General features: G+C 68.5%; 16 protein-coding genes. 9 read left to right on the top strand and 7 right to left on the bottom strand.

Annotated elements, in window-relative coordinates:
* The first annotated feature begins 191 nt into the window (after positions 1-191).
* From BLV94_RS22200 to BLV94_RS22165, 8 genes are all read left to right on the top strand, one after another.
* Complete coding sequence (locus BLV94_RS22200; RefSeq protein ID WP_072939073.1) at positions 192-1553, top strand: RraA family protein; 1362 nt, start codon at positions 192-194, stop codon at positions 1551-1553.
* Positions 1550-2887 (top strand): TRAP transporter large permease subunit, encoded by a 1338-nt coding sequence (locus BLV94_RS22195; RefSeq protein ID WP_072939070.1) that lies wholly within the window; start codon positions 1550-1552, stop codon positions 2885-2887. Before BLV94_RS22200 ends, BLV94_RS22195 begins: the two co-directional genes overlap by 4 nt.
* Positions 2888-2907: 20 nt before the next feature.
* Positions 2908-3183 (top strand): hypothetical protein, encoded by a 276-nt coding sequence (locus BLV94_RS22190; RefSeq protein WP_072939067.1) that lies wholly within the window; start codon positions 2908-2910, stop codon positions 3181-3183.
* The gene (locus BLV94_RS22185; RefSeq protein WP_072939064.1) at positions 3180-4175 is read left to right on the top strand and encodes a cyclase family protein; all 996 of its coding nucleotides are present in this window, start codon (positions 3180-3182) and stop codon (positions 4173-4175) included. The genes BLV94_RS22190 and BLV94_RS22185 overlap by 4 nt, the downstream gene beginning before the upstream one ends.
* Before the next feature lie 54 nt (positions 4176-4229).
* Entirely contained in the window at positions 4230-4994 is a 765-nt protein-coding gene (locus tag BLV94_RS22180) for an IclR family transcriptional regulator (RefSeq protein ID WP_072939061.1), read from the top strand.
* Between the two features lie 85 nt (positions 4995-5079).
* Positions 5080-5865: an alpha/beta fold hydrolase gene (locus tag BLV94_RS22175; protein ID WP_072939059.1), complete on the top strand. Its 786-nt coding sequence runs from the start codon at positions 5080-5082 to the stop codon at positions 5863-5865.
* A 90-nt stretch (positions 5866-5955) separates the two neighbouring features.
* Positions 5956-6390, top strand: coding sequence for a YciI family protein (locus tag BLV94_RS22170; RefSeq protein WP_072939544.1), 435 nt, complete (start codon positions 5956-5958; stop codon positions 6388-6390).
* 114 nt (positions 6391-6504) lie between these two features.
* The gene (locus BLV94_RS22165) at positions 6505-8010 is read left to right on the top strand and encodes a carboxylesterase/lipase family protein (RefSeq protein WP_244163645.1); all 1506 of its coding nucleotides are present in this window, start codon (positions 6505-6507) and stop codon (positions 8008-8010) included.
* On the opposite strand, the gene BLV94_RS22160 is transcribed toward BLV94_RS22165, so the two are convergent.
* The 6 genes from BLV94_RS22160 to pruA all read right to left on the bottom strand — a co-directional run bounded on the left by BLV94_RS22160 (position 7943) and on the right by pruA (position 14880).
* Positions 7943-9214, bottom strand: a complete 1272-nt coding sequence (locus BLV94_RS22160; RefSeq protein WP_244163644.1) for an MDR family MFS transporter — start codon at positions 9212-9214, stop codon at positions 7943-7945. The genes BLV94_RS22165 and BLV94_RS22160 overlap by 68 nt on opposite strands.
* A 13-nt stretch (positions 9215-9227) precedes the next feature.
* Positions 9228-10013, bottom strand: a complete 786-nt coding sequence (locus BLV94_RS22155; RefSeq protein WP_072939056.1) for an ABC transporter ATP-binding protein — start codon at positions 10011-10013, stop codon at positions 9228-9230.
* Complete coding sequence (locus BLV94_RS22150) at positions 10010-11017, bottom strand: FecCD family ABC transporter permease (RefSeq protein ID WP_083395637.1); 1008 nt, start codon at positions 11015-11017, stop codon at positions 10010-10012. The genes BLV94_RS22155 and BLV94_RS22150 overlap by 4 nt, the downstream gene beginning before the upstream one ends.
* 56 nt (positions 11018-11073) lie before the next feature.
* Positions 11074-12132, bottom strand: a complete 1059-nt coding sequence (locus BLV94_RS22145; protein WP_072939054.1) for an ABC transporter substrate-binding protein — start codon at positions 12130-12132, stop codon at positions 11074-11076.
* A gap of 145 nt (positions 12133-12277) precedes the next feature.
* Positions 12278-13243, bottom strand: a complete 966-nt coding sequence (locus BLV94_RS22140; RefSeq protein WP_072939052.1) for a proline dehydrogenase family protein — start codon at positions 13241-13243, stop codon at positions 12278-12280.
* Positions 13243-14880, bottom strand: coding sequence for an L-glutamate gamma-semialdehyde dehydrogenase (gene pruA, locus BLV94_RS22135; protein ID WP_072939049.1), 1638 nt, complete (start codon positions 14878-14880; stop codon positions 13243-13245). The genes BLV94_RS22140 and pruA overlap by 1 nt, the downstream gene beginning before the upstream one ends.
* Positions 14881-15043: 163 nt before the next feature.
* Between pruA and BLV94_RS22130 the strand changes: the two genes are divergently transcribed.
* Positions 15044-16756: a PucR family transcriptional regulator gene (locus BLV94_RS22130; protein ID WP_072939046.1), complete on the top strand. Its 1713-nt coding sequence runs from the start codon at positions 15044-15046 to the stop codon at positions 16754-16756.
* A 125-nt stretch (positions 16757-16881) separates the two neighbouring features.
* Here the strand turns inward: BLV94_RS22130 and BLV94_RS22125 are convergent, their stop codons facing one another.
* Complete coding sequence (locus BLV94_RS22125; RefSeq protein ID WP_072939043.1) at positions 16882-17373, bottom strand: helicase associated domain-containing protein; 492 nt, start codon at positions 17371-17373, stop codon at positions 16882-16884.
* Between the last annotated feature and the right edge of the window lie 50 nt (positions 17374-17423).

Here is a 17423-nt window from a genome sequence, read left to right as displayed (position 1 = left end):
TCCGGCCGCCCGTCGGGTCTCACGACCGTCTCCCCGCAATCGCTGACATGCCGAAATGGCGCGTGGCCTGTGGTGCCCGCGCCTTGTTCCATCCGACTTCTCGGGAGCTGTGGCGCCTTGACAACCACCGCCCTCTGTGACCACGATTACTCCATCACGTGATAGACGTTATCACAGTATGAGAGGAAATTATGAAGGTCGCTGTTCTCGGGCTCGGTGAAGCCGGAAGTCTCTACTCGTCGGGATTCCTCGCGAAGGGCTGGGAGGTGACCGGCTTCGACCCCGCAGACACCGCCACCCCGGCGGGGGTGCTGCGCTTCGACGCCGTCGCCGACGCTGTCCGGGGCGCGGATCTGGTGCTCAGCCTGACCAGTGCGAAGGTGGCCGTGCGGGCCGCCACCGACGCTGCCCCCCATCTGTCGGACGGCGTCTGCTTTGCGGACATGAATGCCGCTGCGGCCGAGATCAAGGCGCAGGTCGCCCACGTGGTCACCGCAGCCGGTGCCTCGTTCGCCGACGTCGCAGTCGTCGGCTCGGTTCCCGCCAACGGGGCGCGCACCGCGCTCGTGATCAGCGGCGACGGATCAGCATCGGCAACAGCATATTTCGAGGAACTCGGCGCCTCGGTCGAGGACATCGGCAGCGCCCCCGGGGACGCCTCGAACCGCAAGCTGCTGCGCAGCACCTTCATGAAGGGCCTCGGCGCGTTGATCGTCGAATCGGTCGATGCCGGGATCGCCGCCGACGCCGAGCAGTGGGTGCGTGCCCAGATCGCCGGCGAGCTGTCCGGCAGCTTCGCGGCCCTGGACCGGTTGCGGGACGGCACCCGCAAGCACGCCGCACGACGCTCGGTGGAGGCGACCGCCTCGGTCGAACTCCTCGACACGCTCGGCGTCCGCCCGGTCCTCACATCCGCAACGGCACAGGCCCACCGCACGCTCGCCGATGCGAACGGCCGCGCCGCCGACGAACTGCTCGACTCCTACGCCGGGCTCCCGGTCGCCAACATCGGCGACGCCCGCCAGCGCATGGGAATGGTCGATTCGGGTATCCACGCAATGTGGAAGGGTGCACGTATCGTCGGTCGCGCCCGCACGGTGTGGACCCGCGCCGGTGACAACAAGGCGCTGCACGAGGCGCTGGCGAAGGTGCAGCCGGGTGAGGTGATCGTCATCAACGGACAGGGCGACCAGAATCGGGCCCTGATGGGTGAACTGATCGCCGAACGCGCCCGCTCCCGCGGCTGCGTCGGCATGATCATCGACGGCGCCGCCCGCGACATCGACGTCCTGCAGGAAATCGGGTTCGGCGTCTGGGCCCGCGCGGTCAACCCGGCAGGCCCCTACAAGGACGGCCCCGGCAAGATCGACGTCCCGGTCGCGGTCGGCGGTGTCGTCTGCGCCCCCGGCGATCTGGTCGTCGCCGACGACGACGGCGTCATCATCGTCCCGGCCGCCGAGGCGTTCACCAGCCTCGCCGGTGGCCGCGCGGTCGAAGCCGACGAGGCGCAGCGCCGCGCCGCGATCATCGCCGCGCGCAAGGTCGCATCATGATCGCCATCTGGGCGTTGCTGGCGTTCATCGCCTCCATCGTCTTCTGGAATGCGGTCCTCAAACGCAACATCGGCGAGGCGATGATCGTCGGGTTCGTCGTCGTCGGTGCGTTCGCCGGTCGCGACGCCCCGAAATACATGTGGGACGGCTTCGTCGATTCGATGCAGGAGGAAGTGACGTTCGCCGGTTTGGCGTTCATCTTCATGAGTTTCATCCTCGCGAAGACGCCGGTGCTGGATCGGCTCATCGACATCCTCAACTCCTTCCTGGGACGGCTGCGCGGCGGCCCGATCTACACCTCCACTGTCGCGGGCGGCATGTTCGGTGCCATCGCCCACGTCGGGGCCTCGGTCACCGCAGCGGTCGGCTCGGTCACCGTGCCGTGGATGAAACGCTCCGGCGTCAGCGGTGAACTGTCCGCCACCGTCGTCGCCGGCTGCGCCGGCATGGGTGTGACCTTCCCGTTCAGTGCGACCATGTTCATCCTGGTCGGGTCGAGCACCGTCACCGGCATGATGGCCGCCGACGACATCATCGTCCCGCTCGCGATCGCCGGCCTCTGGTGCCTCGGCTACCGGCTGGTGCTGAGCTACTACCTGGTGCGAAAGAACGGCCTGCAGCCCATCGCCCCCGAGGACCGCATCCCGGTCAAGCGGAGTCTGCGCGTCGGCTGGACCTCGCTGTTGCTGTTCGTCCCGATCGTGATCCCGCTGCTGCTCACCCGCGGGCCGATCGCCGCCCCCATCGCGCACTACACCGACCTGGTGATGTCGAGTGCCCTGAGCCTGATCACCTGGATCCCGGTCCTGATGATCCTGCTGGTGCTCTTCCTCGGCCGCCGGCACCTGCCCAAGACCACCACGGGCTGGTGGAAGGTCCTCGGCGACGCGGCACCCCAGTTCGGCGTCATCGGCATCACCATCGTCGCCGCGTTCTCCGCTTCGGCGGTGCTGGCCAAGCTGAAGCTGCCTCAGCAACTGACCGCGATGCTCGAAAGCCTCAGCGCACCGTCCTGGTTGATGGCGATCCTCGTCGGCATCATCATCGTCATCATCGCGATCCCGCTGACCGCCTCCGCCACCATGGCCTCGGTCGGCCCCGTCGCAGTCGCCGCACTGGTCGGCACCGGCATCGCCGCCCCCGTGGCCGCGGCCGCCGTCCTGGTGTTCGCGTCCACCGAAGGCGCCTCCCCGCCGTCCGGCGCCCCGATCTACGTCGCCTCCGGCATCGCCCGGATCGACCCGTCGAAGATCTTCATGCCGCTCCTGAAGTACTACTGCGTCCCCATTCTTGGCATCGGAGTGCTCATCGCCCTCGGCCTCCTCCCCGTCTGACCCTCGCGACAGGACACGTCATGTTCCAGAAAAGCTTCTCCACCCTCTTCCGCATCAGCGTCGTCGCATTCCTGCTCGGCGGACTGGCGATCGTGCTCGGCCAGACCGTCGGCCTGATCCTCGGTGACGGCCACATCGTCACCCACGTCGAGGAACTGCTCGCCTCCTACGCCTACGGCGCCGCGGGCATCGCCGGACTACTCGCCTTCGTACTGTCGTACTTCCACCACGGCGGAGAGGAGGACGCCCTCGGAAACGAGGACTCTCCCGCCCGCGCCGCCGAGCACGTCGGATGACCAGTCCCGTGAGCACGATCGGCCCCGACTCCACCTACACCGACCTGTGCGCCCGCACCGACGGCGCCCCGGCGGGGTCGAGCTGGGGAGTCTTCGACGACCCCGACCGGGGGACGGCGAATTTCGCCGGCCCCGAACAGGTCCGGGCCGCCGCGGAGCTCGTCCGCCGCGGAGCCGTGTTCGCCCTCGACCATCCGCTCGGCGCGTTCGATCCGCCGATGGCGCGGTCGCGCACGGCGCCGAAGCACACCATCGTCTCCGCGCACGCCGAATCCCGCGACGACCTCCTCGACGGCTTCTACCTGCAGGCCAGTAGTCACCTCGACGGGCTGCGCCACCGACGGGTGTCCGGACACGGCTTCTACGACGGCACCCCCGACGGCCAGGTCACCGAGAACGCCCCCGCTCTCGGAATACAGGCCTGGTCACAGAACCCGATCGTCGGCCGCGGACTGCTCCTCGACCTCGAGGGGCTGTTCGCGGACCGGGGCACCCCACTCGATCACGTTCGCGGACCGGCGGTCCAGGCCGCCGACCTCGACGCCGCCCTCGACCGTCAGAACACCCGGATCCAGGACGGAGATCTGATCCTCGTCCACACCGGCTGGGCGCACTGGTACCTGACCGCCACCGACGACCAGCGCAACGAGGTCCGCGCCGGCCGCCGCTCCACCGGATTCGCACAGAGCCGCGAACTCGCACGATGGTTGTGGGACGACAAGATCGCCCTGTTCGGCACCGACACCTTTGCCGTCGAGGTCCTGCCCGTCGTCCCAGGCAGCCCCTTCGCCGAGTCCGCTCCCGAGGACGCCGGCATGATGCACCAGGAACTGATCGGCAAACTCGGCGTCCCACTCGGCGAACTGTGGAACCTCACGGCCCTCGTCGAGGACAGCCGCCGCACCGGTACCTGGGACGCCCTCGTCACCGTGAAACCGCTCAACTTCGTCGGTGGCGTGGGTTCACCGTGCAACGCGACCGCCATCCGCTGACCGTTCTCGCACAATGATAAGTTCGATCGAAAGTGGGTCCATCGAGGAGGACAAATGGCGGTGCCGACCAACAACATGCGCTCCCTGGACCGCGCGTTCGACGTCCTCGGCGTCCTGCAGGACGCCAAGCAGCCACTGCGATTGAGTGAGGTCGCCCGGCATGCCTCTCTGCACGTCGCCACCGTCCAGCGCATCCTCGGGGTGCTCCTCGACCGCGGCTACGCGGCCCGGATCGGCGACACCTACACCGCAGGCCCCGCCGCGCTGGCGGTCGCCCACGCATTCATGGTCACCAACCCGCTCAGCGTCCTCGCCCAGCCCACGCTGCAACAACTCGCCGCCAACACCGGTTTCACCGCGTCGATGTACGTGCGGGTCGAAAACTCGCGAGTCCTGATCGCCCGAGTCGAAAGCGAACACCCGCTCAGCTACATACTTCCCGTCGGCGAGCGCCTCCCGCTGTACCTCGGCGGCGCCGGCAAGACCATCCTCGCCCACCTCGGCGCCGAGGAACTCGAGACGATCCTCGCCGGCATCGGCGACGTCCCCCTCGCCGGCGGCGGCACACTGCGGAAGGACGAACTGCCCGCCCAGCTCGACAAGATCCGCAGCGACGGCTTCGCGGTCTCGGTCAGCGAACGCCTCTTCGGCATCGTTTCCGTCACCGCTCCCGTCCGGGCCGCCGACGGCACCCTCGTCGCCGTCCTCGGCGTCACCGGACCCACCGACGCCCTCGACGACGCCCAGATCGCGCACCTGATCCCCGAAGTCCGTCGCGCCGCCACCACCCTCGGCGCCCGGGTACCGGTCACCGGCTAGCGGATCTCTCCACCCCGCGGTTCCCGCGCGACCCGTGTGGGCGGCGCGGATCGGTGAGGACGCCATGGATCGTTAGGGTGTTGCCATGGAGCGCCGGATCGACGAAGCCGTGGTCCATTGGGTCGAGCACGGCGGTGGTGTGCCGATTGTCGCCCTGCACGGCGCCGGCGTGGATCATCGTGAGATCGAGGCGGCGATCGAGGCCGTCGTCCCGGGCACGGGGTACCGGCGGATCTACCCGGACCTGCCGGGGATGGGCCTGTCGACAGCAGACGGGCTGACCTGCAACGACGATGTGGTGACGCTGCTCGGCGACTTCATCGACGGCCTCGGGGCGGGCCCGGTGACGCTGGTGGGGCATTCGTACGGCGCCTATCTGGCTCGCGGTGTGGCCGCGCAGAGGCCAGACGTGGTGCTCGGTCTGGCGTTGTTGTGTCCGGTCGGCGAGCGGTCGCGGAACGTACCCGACCACACTGTGGTTCGTCGGGACGCCGATGCCTACGACGAACTCGACCGTGCGCAGTGGGCGGGGTTCGACGAGTACTTCGTCGTTCACACCCGGGCCACCGCTCGCCGCTACCGCGACCATGTGGTGCCGGGTTCGACGCTCGTCGACGAGGAGGCGCTCGGACGTATCTTTGCCGGGTGGGCGGTCGACGTCGGGTCGAGTGTGTTCCCGGGGCCGACGGTGATCGTGGCCGGCAGGCGCGATTCGGTCGCCGGGTACGCCGACGCGTGTGAATTGCTCGAGCGCTATCCGCACGCCGCCCTGGCTGTCATCGAGGACGCCGGTCATGCGCTCGTGCACGAGCGGCCCGAACTGCTCGCCCCGCTGCTCGGCAACTGGCTCGATCGCCTCGATCGAAAATAGTCCCGGAGACGATGTCGAGAACCGGTGATCGGCTCCGTCCCTGTGGTGAATGCGGCCAGAATGGGTCGCACCCGTACCGAGGAGAACATGATGGCCAAGTACCTTCTGCTCAAGCACTACCGCGGCGCGCCGGCGGCGGTCAACGACGTGCCGATGGCGGAGTGGACGCCGGAGGAGATCTCGGCGCACGTGCAGTACATGCAGGATTTCGCGACCAAGCTGGAGGGGACCGGGGAGTTCGTCGACGGTCAGGCGCTTGCTCCGGAGGGGACGTTCGTCCGCTACGACGGTGAGGGACGGCCGCCGGTCACCGACGGCCCGTTCGCGGAGACGAAGGACCTGATCGCGGGCTGGATGGTGATCGACGTCGAGACCCACGAGCGCGCGCTCGAACTGGCCGGCGAGCTGTCGGCGGCGCCGGGTGCGGGCGGGAAGCCGATCCACGAATGGCTCGAGCTGCGGCCGTTCCTGTCCGCGCCGCCGACCATCTCGGACTGCCACGGTGGATCAGGCCTCGAGGCCTGACGCATTTCGGCCGGCATCGAAGCCCCGTGGCAGGCTGGGGCGAGGGGAACCGATTCGGACGACCCCCTCGGCCTGGCCACACGAAAGGGGACGTCGCTGATGACCGTCCGTACCGTGAATACAGAGGCGGGGCGACTCTCCGGTGACCACACCGACGGGGTCGCCCGCTTCCTGGGAATCCCCTACGCGGCAGCCCCGGCGGGCGAACGCCGATTCGCACCGCCGGCCCCGGCCGAACGATGGGCAGGGACCAGGGACGCCACCGGCTACGGCGCGACCGCACCCCAGCCGCAGTTGCATCCCACTCAGGCGTGTCTGGCGCCGCTGGTCGGGCCCGGATGGGTAACCGGAGACGGCAACTACCTCAATCTCAACGTCTGGACACCCGACCCCGGCACGAGCGGGCTCCCGGTGATGGTCTACCTCCACGGCGGCGGGTTCATGATCGGTTCGGGTGCCGCACCGGCGTTCGACGGCACCGCGTTCGCGCGCGACGGCGTCGTCCTGGTCACCGTCAACTACCGACTCGGCGCGGAGGGCTTCCTCGCGCTGCCCGGTGAGATCACGAACATCGGACTGCGCGACCAGATCGCCGCACTGCACTGGGTTCGCGACAACATCGCCGGGTTCGGCGGGAACCCGGACAACGTCACCGTCTTCGGCGAATCGGCCGGCGGCACCTCGGTCGCGTTCCTGCTGCACTCCCCGCCGGCCACCGGACTGTTCCGGCGTGCGATCGTCCAGAGCGGACACGACGAGATGGCCCGCCCGCTCGCGCTCACCGAAGAACTGACGAAGGCAGTCGCCGCCCGGCTCGGAACCTCCCCGACCGCAGACGCATTCCGAGCATGCTCTGCCCCCGACCTGCTGCGCGCGCAGGGCGCCCTGCTCAGAACCGCACCCCGCCCAGACCTGCGCGACGACAACGGTTTCGACCCGGGCCACGGACGCGCACTGTTCCTCCCCACCACGGGGGACGACGTCCTCCCCGACCCGGTCGGGGTCCCGAGCACCCACGCGCGCGGCGGCGAGCTGTTGATCGGCACGACACTCGAGGAAGCCAACCTCGGTTTCGGTGCCGACGGGTTCGCCGCCTTCGACGCGGACGACGCGGTCGCCGAACTGGCCGCCACCTACCCCGAGGCCGAAGCGCTCCTGGAACGACACCGTCTCCACGACCCGGCCGTGACCCCCGCGCAGGCACTCACCGCCGCCTACACGGACCTGATGTTCCGGTCGCCGAGCCGCCGCACCGCGCACCGTCACCCCGGCCCCGCTTACGTCTACGAATTCGCATGGCGATCACCACTGCACGGCGCAGCACACGGCCTCGACGTTCCCTTCGTCTTCGACACCACACAGACATGCCGCGGCCTCGTCGGCGACGACGCTCCGGACGCCCTCACCCGTGCGATGCACCGAACCTGGCTCGACTTCGCAGCGCACGGGGATCCCGGCTGGCCCACCTACGACATCGCCGGACAAGCGATGAGGTTCGACGCCGACCCCCGACTCGGCGAGGACACCGCTCCCGACGACATCGGCGCCGGATTCAGTCGGTGGCCTCGTCCCGTCGGCGAGCAGGAAACACGACACGAACGGTCAGTGCGCTGCCGGTGAGGAGTGCTCCGACAGCGCACCACGGTGCGGCGAGGGGCCACCCGGTGGACGGCACGGCGTCGATCAGGGCGCCGACGGCGACGGATCCCAGCAGGACGGCGGCTCCACCGATGGAGGCGAACACGCCGTAGTACGTTCCGAGCCGGCGGCCGGAGGCCATGCGGGCAATCGCATCTCGTGCGACGGGCATGGCGATCATCTGGCCGAGTGCGAGCAGGAGTACGAACGCGGCGGGTGGAATCAGTCCGGGTATCCCGCGGGGTTGCGCGGGGACGGCGACGGCCATGACGGCGAAACCGACGGCCATGACGGCGAGGCCGAGGGGAAGCGCGGCGTGGGTGTGCGCCCGTTTCGTGATGGGGAGTTGGGCGGCGACGACGAATACCGAGGACAGGGCGAAGAACCAGCCGAGCGGGGATTGCGAGCCCCAGGCCCGCTCCACCTCCAGCGGCAGTAGCAGGTACAGCTGGTTGTACGCGACCAACTGCGTGCTCATCGCCGCGGCGAAGAGGAGGAACGGCCTGTTTCCGAGTACTTCCCGCCAGCCGTCGCGCCAACTGTCGGTGGCGTGGACGCCGGGCCCGGACGGCAGCCACCGCAGGTGCGCGAGCATGATTGCGACGAATACCCCGGCTGCGGAGAGGCACGCGGCCGAGAAGTCGGCGAGCAGCAGGACCGATCCGACGAGCGGCCCGGCGAACGACCCGATCTGCCCGCACACGTTGAACAGTGCGAACGCGTCCACCCGGGACCGTCCCCCGTCCTCGGTTCCGCCGGCGGCCGTGGCGAGCGCCGATTCGACAGCGGGCGAGAACAGCGCGCCCGCGAACCCGGTCAGGACGGTCGCGACCACGATCCCGGGCACGGACGTGAACAGTGCCAACCCGGCGAAACCGAGGATGCGGCAGACACAACCGGTGAGGACCACCGGTTTGACGCCCCAGCGGTCGGCGAGCGAACCGCCGACGAAGAACAGCCCCTGCTGCGAGAAGGTGCGGAGACCGAGCACGGCGCCGACGAACGCCGCCCGCAGACCGAGATCCTCGAACAGGTACACCGACAGGTAGGGCAGCACCATGAAGAAGCCGACGTTGAACGCGAGTTGGGTGAGGACGAGCAGCCGGACCTCCGGGGTCGCCGCGGCCAGACTGCTCAGCAGCGACCATCGACCCACGAAGCGCCGGCGGGTGTCCGTCTCCGTCACGAGTTGTCGTTCCTCAGTGGACGGGAACGGGAACCGGACCCGGCTCGAACAGGATGGACAACCGCCCCTTGGGCTCGTCGACGAGTACCTCGGCCCGGACGTTGTACATCTGGGCGATCAGGTCCGACGTCAGCACGTCGGCGGGGGTTCCGCCGGCGACGACGCGACCCTCCTTCAGCACGATGACGGTGTCGCAGAACATGGCGGCGAGATTGAGGTCGTGCAGGGCGATCACGCTCGTGACCGGCAGCCGCGTGACGAGCGAGAGCAACTCCAGCTGGTGATGGATGTCGAGGTGATTGGTCGGCTCGTCGAGGAGCAGCTCGCGCGGTTGTTGCGCTAGGGCACGGGCGATCTGCACTCGTTGCTTCTCGCCGCCGGACAGTCTGTGCCAGAGGCGATCCGCCTTCGCTGCGAGGCCGGTGTGCTCGAGAGCGGCGGCGACGGCGGCCTCGTCGGCGGCCGGGTTGCCGCCGAACGTTCCGCGGTGCGGGATGCGTCCGAGTCGCACCACGTCGCGCACGCTGATGTCGACGTCGGTGTCGGCGTGCTGGCTCACGACGGCGACGGCGCGCGCAATGTCCTTGCGACGCACGGTGGTGAGGTCGTTGCCGTCGAGGGTCACGACACCCGAGGTGGGGCGGACGACGCCGTTCAGCAGGCGCAGGAGCGAGGACTTGCCGGATCCGTTGGGTCCGAGCAGACCCACCGTCGCACCCTGTGCCGGTGTGACGGTGACACCGTCGACGACCAGTGCGCCCCCACGATTCCAGGTGACGCCGTTTGCGTGGAGTGTCACTGGGCTCTCCTTCGCCGGGACAGGATGAGGATGAACGCGGGAACGCCGACGAGGGCGGTGCCGACACCCACCGGCAGCGGTGTGGGTGCGAACGCGACCCGGGAGACGGCGTCCACCCACACCATGAAGACGGCGCCCATCACCGCGGTCGCCGGGATCAGCCGACTGTGTGTGGGGCCCACGAGGAATCGTGCGGCGTGGGGGAGTACGAGTCCGACGAAGCCGATCGCGCCGGCGACGCTGACGAGGGTCGCGGTGATGATCGCCGTGACGACCAGCAGCAGGAGGCGGACCTTGCCGACGGCGATGCCGAGCGACGCTGCCACCTCGTCGCCGAAGGAGAAGGCGTCGAGGACGTACGCGTAGCGCAGGCACAGGGCGGTGCCGGCGAACACGACGATCGCGCACAGGGTCACGTCGTCCCAGCGGACGCCCTCGAGGGAGCCGAGTAGCCAGAACATCACGCCGCGGGTCTCGTCGGAATCGGCGAACGCGAAGATGACGAACGACGTGAGCGCCGAGAACAATTGGGTGCTCGCGACGCCCGCGAGGATGACACGGTCGTTGTTGCCGCCGGAGATGTGGGCGAGCAGCAACACGAGCCCGAACGCGACCAGTGCGCCGATGAATGCGCCTCCGGACAGTCCGAGCGCGGCGCCACCGACCCCGAGCACACCCACCACCACCGCGCCGGTCGACGCACCCGACGAGATCCCCAGCACGAATGGATCGGCGAGGGGATTGCGCAGCAGTGACTGCATGATGACGCCGCAGAGTCCGAGTCCGGCGCCGCACGCGGCGGCGACCAGTGCCCGGGGCAGGCGCTCCTCCCACACGATCGCGTTCTTCGACAGCCGCACCGGAATATCCGCCAGCCCGGTGTGATTGAGCAGCACGTCGCGGACGTTGACCAGTGAGACGTCCGCCGGTCCGAGCGTGACTGCGACGAGAATCGACAGTCCGAGCGCGACGATCCCGCCGGCCGCGATCAGGGTCCCGAACACCCACCGCCGCCGAACCGGTGCGGGGACACCGGTGTCGGCGTGGTCGAGGGTGGCGGTCAGGACGGGACCTTCTGATCGCGCAGGCCGGCAGCGACCTTCTCGAGGCCGTCGACCGCGCGGATGGACGGGTTCATCTCGGCGCCGTGCAGGGCGATGTACCGCTTGTTGCGCACCGCGTCGAGGTTCTGCGTCACCGGATCGGATTCGAGGAACGCGATCTTGTCCGCCAGCAGGTCGCCGGGGAAGCGGTTGCGGAGCAGGTCGCCGAGGATCAGGACGTCCGGGTTCCGTTCCACCACGATCTCCCAGCCCACGGGCGACCAGTCGTCGGTGAGATCGGAGAACACGTTGGTGGCACCGACGGAGCGGGCGAGGAGGCTCGCGGACCCCAGACCGCCGGCCACGTACGGACTCTTGGTGTCGGCGAACCAGAATGCCGTCGACGCAGTCGACTTCTCGATGGACGCCAGTGCGGCGGTTTCTCGTTCTTTCAATTCGTCGATCAGCTGTGTGCCGCGCTCGGTCACGTCGAACACCGCGGCGAGCTCACCGATTTCCTGGTACAGCGCTTCCATGGTCAGCGGGTTCGTGCGCTTGCCGCCGCCGTTGATGCTGACCCCGTTGTCGCAGTCGGTGGGAGACAGGTACGACTCGACTCCGGTCTCGGCGAACCGGGCGCGCTCCGCCACGCCACCCTGCTTGAAATGCCGGCCGAACGACGCCGTCACGAAGTCGGGATCGGCGTCCAGGACCACCTCGTACGTCGGGGCGTTGTCCGCGAGCCGCGGCACCGACGCGTTGGCCACCGCGAGGTTCTCGCGGATCGGGTCCGTCCATGACGCCGTGCCCACCAGCCGGTCGGCGAGGCCGAGCGACAGCAGGATTTCGGTCGAACCCTGGTCCAGTGACACCACCCGCTGCGGCGCGGCGTCGACGGTGACCTGCTGTCCGCAGTTGTCGAGGACGAGGGGGTAGCTCGTGCTGCCCTCGCCGGTCGACGCGGCGCCGGAGTCGTCGACGGTTTCGGATTGCCCACAGGCGGCCAGGGTGCTCGCCAGTACTGCAGTGATGGCCACGAGGCCGATTCGGCCCACGGATGTTCTCACGCTCGTCATGCTTTCTGTTCGTCCAGGATCAGCGCCCCACTCGGGCGTCGATCCCGGCTGTCGAACGAAAAGAGCGATCAGCACGTGCACGCGAGGAAGCGCGTGAACGTTATCACGAAGTAAACCTAACCTAATTTACTGGTGTGGTCTCGGCCTACTTCGTCGAGGCCAGCGAGCGCAGGAAGAACGCCAGGTTGGCGGGGCGTTCGGCGAGGCGGCGCATGAAGTAGCCGTACCACTGCTCGCCGTAGGGGAGGTAGACCCGCAGGTGCTGCTGCTCACCGATGAGCCGCAGTTGTTCGGCGTCCCGGATGCCGTAGAGCATCTGGAGTTCGAATTCGTCGACGTCGCGGCCGTTCGCCTCTGCGTACTGCAGTGCGGCGTTGATCATGGCGGGGTCGTGCGAGGCGACCATCGGGTAGCCACGGCCGTTCATCAGGATCTGCAGGCACCGCAGGTAGGCGTCGTCGACGGCGGCCTTGCCCTGGTACGCGACCGAGGCCGGTTCTTTGTAGGCGCCCTTGCACAGCCGGATCCGGGATCCGGGGCCGGAAAGATCCTTGCAGTCGGCCTCGGTGCGCTTGAGGTAGGCCTGCAGTACGGTGCCCAGCGACGGGAAGTCCTGCCGCAGCTCGCGCACGATGGACAGGGTCGAGTCGGTGGTGGTGTGGTCCTCGGCGTCGACGGTGACCCATGCCCCGGCTTCCTCGGCGGCGGCGCAGATCTTGTGTGCGTTCTCGAGCGCCACCTTGTGCCCGTCCCGGGGCAGGAACTGACCGAGTGCCGACAGCTTCAGGGAGACCTCGATGTTGCGTGGCTCACCGGTGTGCGCACCGGCGGGTGCGAATTGCGCCAGCGAGGACAGCAGCGTGAGGTAGTGCGAGACGGTGCTGTTCGCCTGGGCGAGGTCGGTGGTGTCTTCGCCGAGGTAGTCGATGGTGATGTAGCGGCCGGAATCGAGGATGCCCGTGGACGCGGTGACGGCCTGGTCCTCGGTTTCGCCGGCGACGAACCGGTCGACGAGGTTGCGGGTCACCGGGATCTTGGTGATGGTGCGTTCCATGCGGGGGGAGCGGGCGGCGGCGAGCAGCGCCGGACGGAGCAGATCGGAGGCGGCCATCAGATGTCCTGGTGGGGGTAGTGGTGGTCGGTGGCGGGGACGAACGTTTCCTTGATGGTGCGGGCGGAGGCCCAGCGCAGCAGGTTCTGCGGGGAGCCGGCCTTGTCGTTGGTGCCCGACGCCCGGGCTCCTCCGAAGGGTTGCTGTCCGACGACGGCGCCGGTGGGCTTGTCGTTGATGTAGAAGTTGCCGGCCGCGAATCGCAGGTCCTCGGTGGCTTTCGCGACGGCGGTGCGGTCGTCGGCGATGATCGAGCCGGTCAGCGCATACTTCGAGCCCTTGTCGACCAGGTCGAGCACGGTGTCGAAGGATCCGGCGGCCGAGTCGTCGTAGACGTGTACCGCCAGGATCGGCCCGAAGTATTCGGTGCGGAACGCGTCGTCGGTGGGGTCGTCACCGAGCAGCACGGTGGGGTCGACGAAGTAGCCGACGGAGTCGTCGGCGTGGCCGCCTGCGGCGATGGTCAGGCTGGGGGTGGCCTTGGCGCGGGTGAGGGCGTCGGCGTTGCGGTCGAAGGCCCGCTTGTCGATGACGGCGCCGCCGAAGTTCGAGAAGTCGGTGACGTCGCCGTATGTCAGCGTCGACGCCTTGTCGATGAAGTCGTTGCCCATTTTCGCCCACACCGATTTCGGGACGAACGCGCGGGAGGCGGCGGAGCACTTCTGCCCCTGGTAGTCGAAGGCGCCGCGGATCAGGGCGGTGGTGAGGGTGTCCGGGTCGGCGGAGCTGTGGGCGAGGACGAAATCCTTGCCGCCGGTTTCGCCGACCAGGCGCGGGTAGGAGTCGTAGTGGGCGATGTTGGTGCCGACCTGACGCCACAGGTGCTGGAACGTGGCGGTGGAGCCGGTGAAGTGGATCCCGGCCAGGCGACGGTCGGCCAAAACGACGTCGGAGACGGCGGCGCCGGGGCCGTTGACGAGGTTGATCACGCCGGGCGGCAGGCCGGCGGCCTCGAGGAGTTTCATCGTCCAGTACGCGGCCACGGCCTGGGTCTCGGAGGGCTTCCAGATCACGGTGTTGCCCATCAGGGCGGGGGCGGTGGGCAGGTTGCCGGCGATGGCGGTGAAGTTGAACGGGGTGATGGCGTAGACGAAGCCCTCGAGGGGGCGGTATTCGACCTTGTTCCACACGCCGGGGGAGGAGATGGGTTGGTCGGCGAGGATCTGCCGGGCGAAGTGGACGTTGAACCGCCAGAAGTCGATCAGCTCGCACGGGGTGTCGATCTCGGCCTGGTACGCGGTCTTGGATTGGCCGAGCATGGTTGCGGCGGAGAGTGTTTCGCGCCAGGGACCGGACAGCAGGTCGGCGGCGCGGAGGAACACCGCGGCGCGGTCCTCGAAGGAGAGGGCTCGCCAGGCCGGGGCGGCGGCGGTGGCGGCGGTGACGGCGTCCTGGATGTCCCGGGCGCCGGCGTTGGTGAAGGTGCCCAGCACCGCGGCGTGCCGGTGCGGCTGCACCACGTCGATCGTCGGGCCGTTGCCGCGTCGGTGCTGCCCGCCGATCACGTGGTGGATCTCGGTGGGGTTCGATCCGAGTTCGGCGAGCTTGGCCTGCAGCCGCGCCCGCTCGGGGCTGCCCGGCGTGAAACTGCCGACCGGCTCGTTGACCGGCTGCGGGGTGGTGGTGACGGCGTCCATGAAACCTCCTACGAGATGTGGCGGCGAGTGGACCGCCGCAACGAACTAGTCACAGTGAACACCGGAAAAGCCGCTGGTTGATGAGTCAGCCGAACAAATTATGGTTCACTGAGTTGTACGCTTGGCCAAGCTGCTTTTCGATTTCCGAACTGGAGACATCACCATGAGCCGCCGCGATCGACCCGTATCTCCGATCCCGGAGAAGGCACCGGACGAGGTCGAGATCATCACTCTGCGTGAGCTTCTCAGTGCTCTCGACACCGCGGTCGTCGAACTGGTCGAGGCTCCCGCCGGTGACGACGTCGTCCTCGAATCGGTCGCCCTGGTCGACGGCACCGATCTGGCCGCCGAGATCGAATCGCAATCTCCGCTGCCGGACCTGCTGTTGCACGTCGGGGTCGGCAAGGCCGAGGCGGTGCGCTGGTTCGATCGCGTTGCGCAGCGGCCACCGGGACAGCGACCGCGCGCAGTGATGTCGAAAACGGCAGTCGACCCGCGCGCACTTCAGGCCGCGGCTCGCCGCGCCGGTGTCGCGCTGGTGGCCGTGCACCCGAGGGCCCGGTGGGACCATGTGTTTCCCCTGGTGCAGCGCATGCTGGACCGTTCCCGTCGGCTGCAGACCGGTCTGGGAGACCAGGAACTGCTGGCCACCGACACCGACCTGTTCGGACTCGCCCAGATCGTGGCCCAGAACTCCGGCGGGATGGTGTCGATCGAGGACGCGCAGTCGCGCGTGCTGGCGTATTCGTCGTCCGACGAGTCGGCGGACGAGCTGCGGATGCTGTCGATCCTCGGCCGCGAGGGACCGCGGGACTATCTGCGCGTGCTGCGGAAATGGGGCGTGTTCGACCGGCTTCGCAAGAGCGACGAGGTCATCGACGTCCCGGCACACCCGAAGCTCGGTACCAAGCGGCGGCTGGTGGTCAGCATCCGGGAAACCACCGAAGGGGCGAGTGTGTCCCGGCTGCTCGGCTCGATCTGGGTGCAGCAGGGCGACGCACCACTGACGCCGGACGCGGCCGACGTGCTGCGGGGCGCGTCGGCGATTGCCGCACGGATCATCTCACGCACCCTCAACGCCCCGTCCACGGAGGCGTTGCTGATCCAACGGCTGTTCGGTGCGCGCGGGGGAGGGGTGGACGTCCCGTCGGTGGCCAGTGCCCTGAATCTGCCGGTGACCGGCCCGGCCGCCGTCGTCGGGTTCGCTCCGACCGCCACGGACACGGCAGCGCCGATCGGCGACTTCGCGGAATCGGGCAGCATGCTGCGCCTGCACGCCAGTTCCTTCAGCCGCGACTCGGTGGCCACCATCATCGGCGACCGCGCGTATGTGCTGTTGCCGCGCTACAAATCGGCGAACACCGTCGCCGCTTGGACCCGGCAACTCGTCGACCAGTTCGAAACGAAACGGTCGATCGTCCTCCGGGCGGCGATCGCCGTCCCGGTCATGGATCTCGGGCACGTCGCCGGCGCGCGGACCGAGGTCGACCGGGTCCTCGACGGCACCGCCGCCACCTTCCCGGAGGGGCGGGTGACCACCCTCGCCGAATCGCGCACCGCGGTGCTGCTCGGCGAGATCCTGGACCTCGTCGATCAGCACCCCGAACTTCACGATCCACGATTGGATGCTCTGTTCGAGTACGACACCACACACGCGTCGAACCTGAGCGAGAGTGCTGAAAGCTACCTCGCGCATTACGGCGACGTCCGCAGCGCCGCGGCGGCCGTGCAGGTGCATCCGAACACCCTGCGGTACCGGATCCGCCGCGTCGAGGAAATCGTCGGGGTGGATCTCCAGGACGCCTCCGATCGCCTGCTCCTCGAGTTGCAACTCACCCTGCGCCGACGCCGCGATCGGGAGAAGCCCGCCACCTGAACGGGTTCGGAACCGTGAGACAAGTACTGCAAGTACCCAAGGGTGAACCTGCCATTCGACGGAAACAGCATGACTGGTCCGTGACTGTCCCGGGGGTCCTCCGTCCATTTCGAACGGCGGAATGCCTATCCGACGTGCGAAGCCGAGGTCCGCGGCCCTCGTGGGCGCGGACCGGGGGAGACACCGAGCACGACGAGCGGGCGACGCTCTTCGTCCGGCAGCGCGTCGGCCCGCCACTTCTTCACCGCTCGATAGAGCCACTGGCCCACCTGTTCTCCGTCGGCGGTGACGTAGTTCGCAGGAACGAGTGCGTTGCCGTGCTCTTCGCGGTAGGCGGCGATGGCGGTGAGCATTCGTCGCCGCTTGCTGTCGGCCGGTGACACGGCCGGGAGCGGGACGGCGTCATCGCTCCACAGGAAGCCGATCGCGTCGAGTTGCTGGATGCGTTGGGGCGGCAGGGTGCCCAGCATGCGGGCCACGCGCTGGCGATCCTGCCAACGTCCGAGTCGGAAACCGCAGTCGGTGACGTAGTCGGAGGGCATCACGCTGCGCGGATGCTGGTGTCGAAAGGCGCAGTAGAGTTGCAAGGCGGAGGCTGCGGACTGGTTATCTCGCATCGAGATCGCATCCTTGTGAGAGCCGTGAAACATTGTCCGGGTAGTCATTA

This window comes from Rhodococcus koreensis, assembly GCF_900105905.1.
Lineage (GTDB): Bacteria > Actinomycetota > Actinomycetes > Mycobacteriales > Mycobacteriaceae > Rhodococcus_F > Rhodococcus_F koreensis.
This window is presented reverse-complemented; position numbering and strand designations above follow the sequence as displayed.

Bases quoted from the DNA above. Each gene is read 5' to 3' on its own strand.
- BLV94_RS22195 (WP_072939070.1), top strand. From the start codon at position 1,550: ATGATCGCCATCTGGGCGTTGCTGGCGTTCATCGCCTCCATCGTCTTC.
- BLV94_RS22145 (WP_072939054.1), bottom strand. From the start codon at position 12,132: ATGACGAGCGTGAGAACATCCGTGGGCCGAATCGGCCTCGTGGCCATC.
- BLV94_RS22185 (WP_072939064.1), top strand. From the start codon at position 3,180: ATGACCAGTCCCGTGAGCACGATCGGCCCCGACTCCACCTACACCGAC.
- BLV94_RS22170 (WP_072939544.1), top strand. From the start codon at position 5,956: ATGGCCAAGTACCTTCTGCTCAAGCACTACCGCGGCGCGCCGGCGGCG.
- BLV94_RS22180 (WP_072939061.1), top strand. From the start codon at position 4,230: ATGGCGGTGCCGACCAACAACATGCGCTCCCTGGACCGCGCGTTCGAC.
- BLV94_RS22125 (WP_072939043.1), bottom strand. From the start codon at position 17,373: ATGCGAGATAACCAGTCCGCAGCCTCCGCCTTGCAACTCTACTGCGCC.
- BLV94_RS22175 (WP_072939059.1), top strand. From the start codon at position 5,080: ATGGAGCGCCGGATCGACGAAGCCGTGGTCCATTGGGTCGAGCACGGC.
- BLV94_RS22130 (WP_072939046.1), top strand. From the start codon at position 15,044: ATGAGCCGCCGCGATCGACCCGTATCTCCGATCCCGGAGAAGGCACCG.
- pruA (WP_072939049.1), bottom strand. From the start codon at position 14,880: ATGGACGCCGTCACCACCACCCCGCAGCCGGTCAACGAGCCGGTCGGC.
- BLV94_RS22140 (WP_072939052.1), bottom strand. From the start codon at position 13,243: ATGGCCGCCTCCGATCTGCTCCGTCCGGCGCTGCTCGCCGCCGCCCGC.
- BLV94_RS22190 (WP_072939067.1), top strand. From the start codon at position 2,908: ATGTTCCAGAAAAGCTTCTCCACCCTCTTCCGCATCAGCGTCGTCGCA.
- BLV94_RS22200 (WP_072939073.1), top strand. From the start codon at position 192: ATGAAGGTCGCTGTTCTCGGGCTCGGTGAAGCCGGAAGTCTCTACTCG.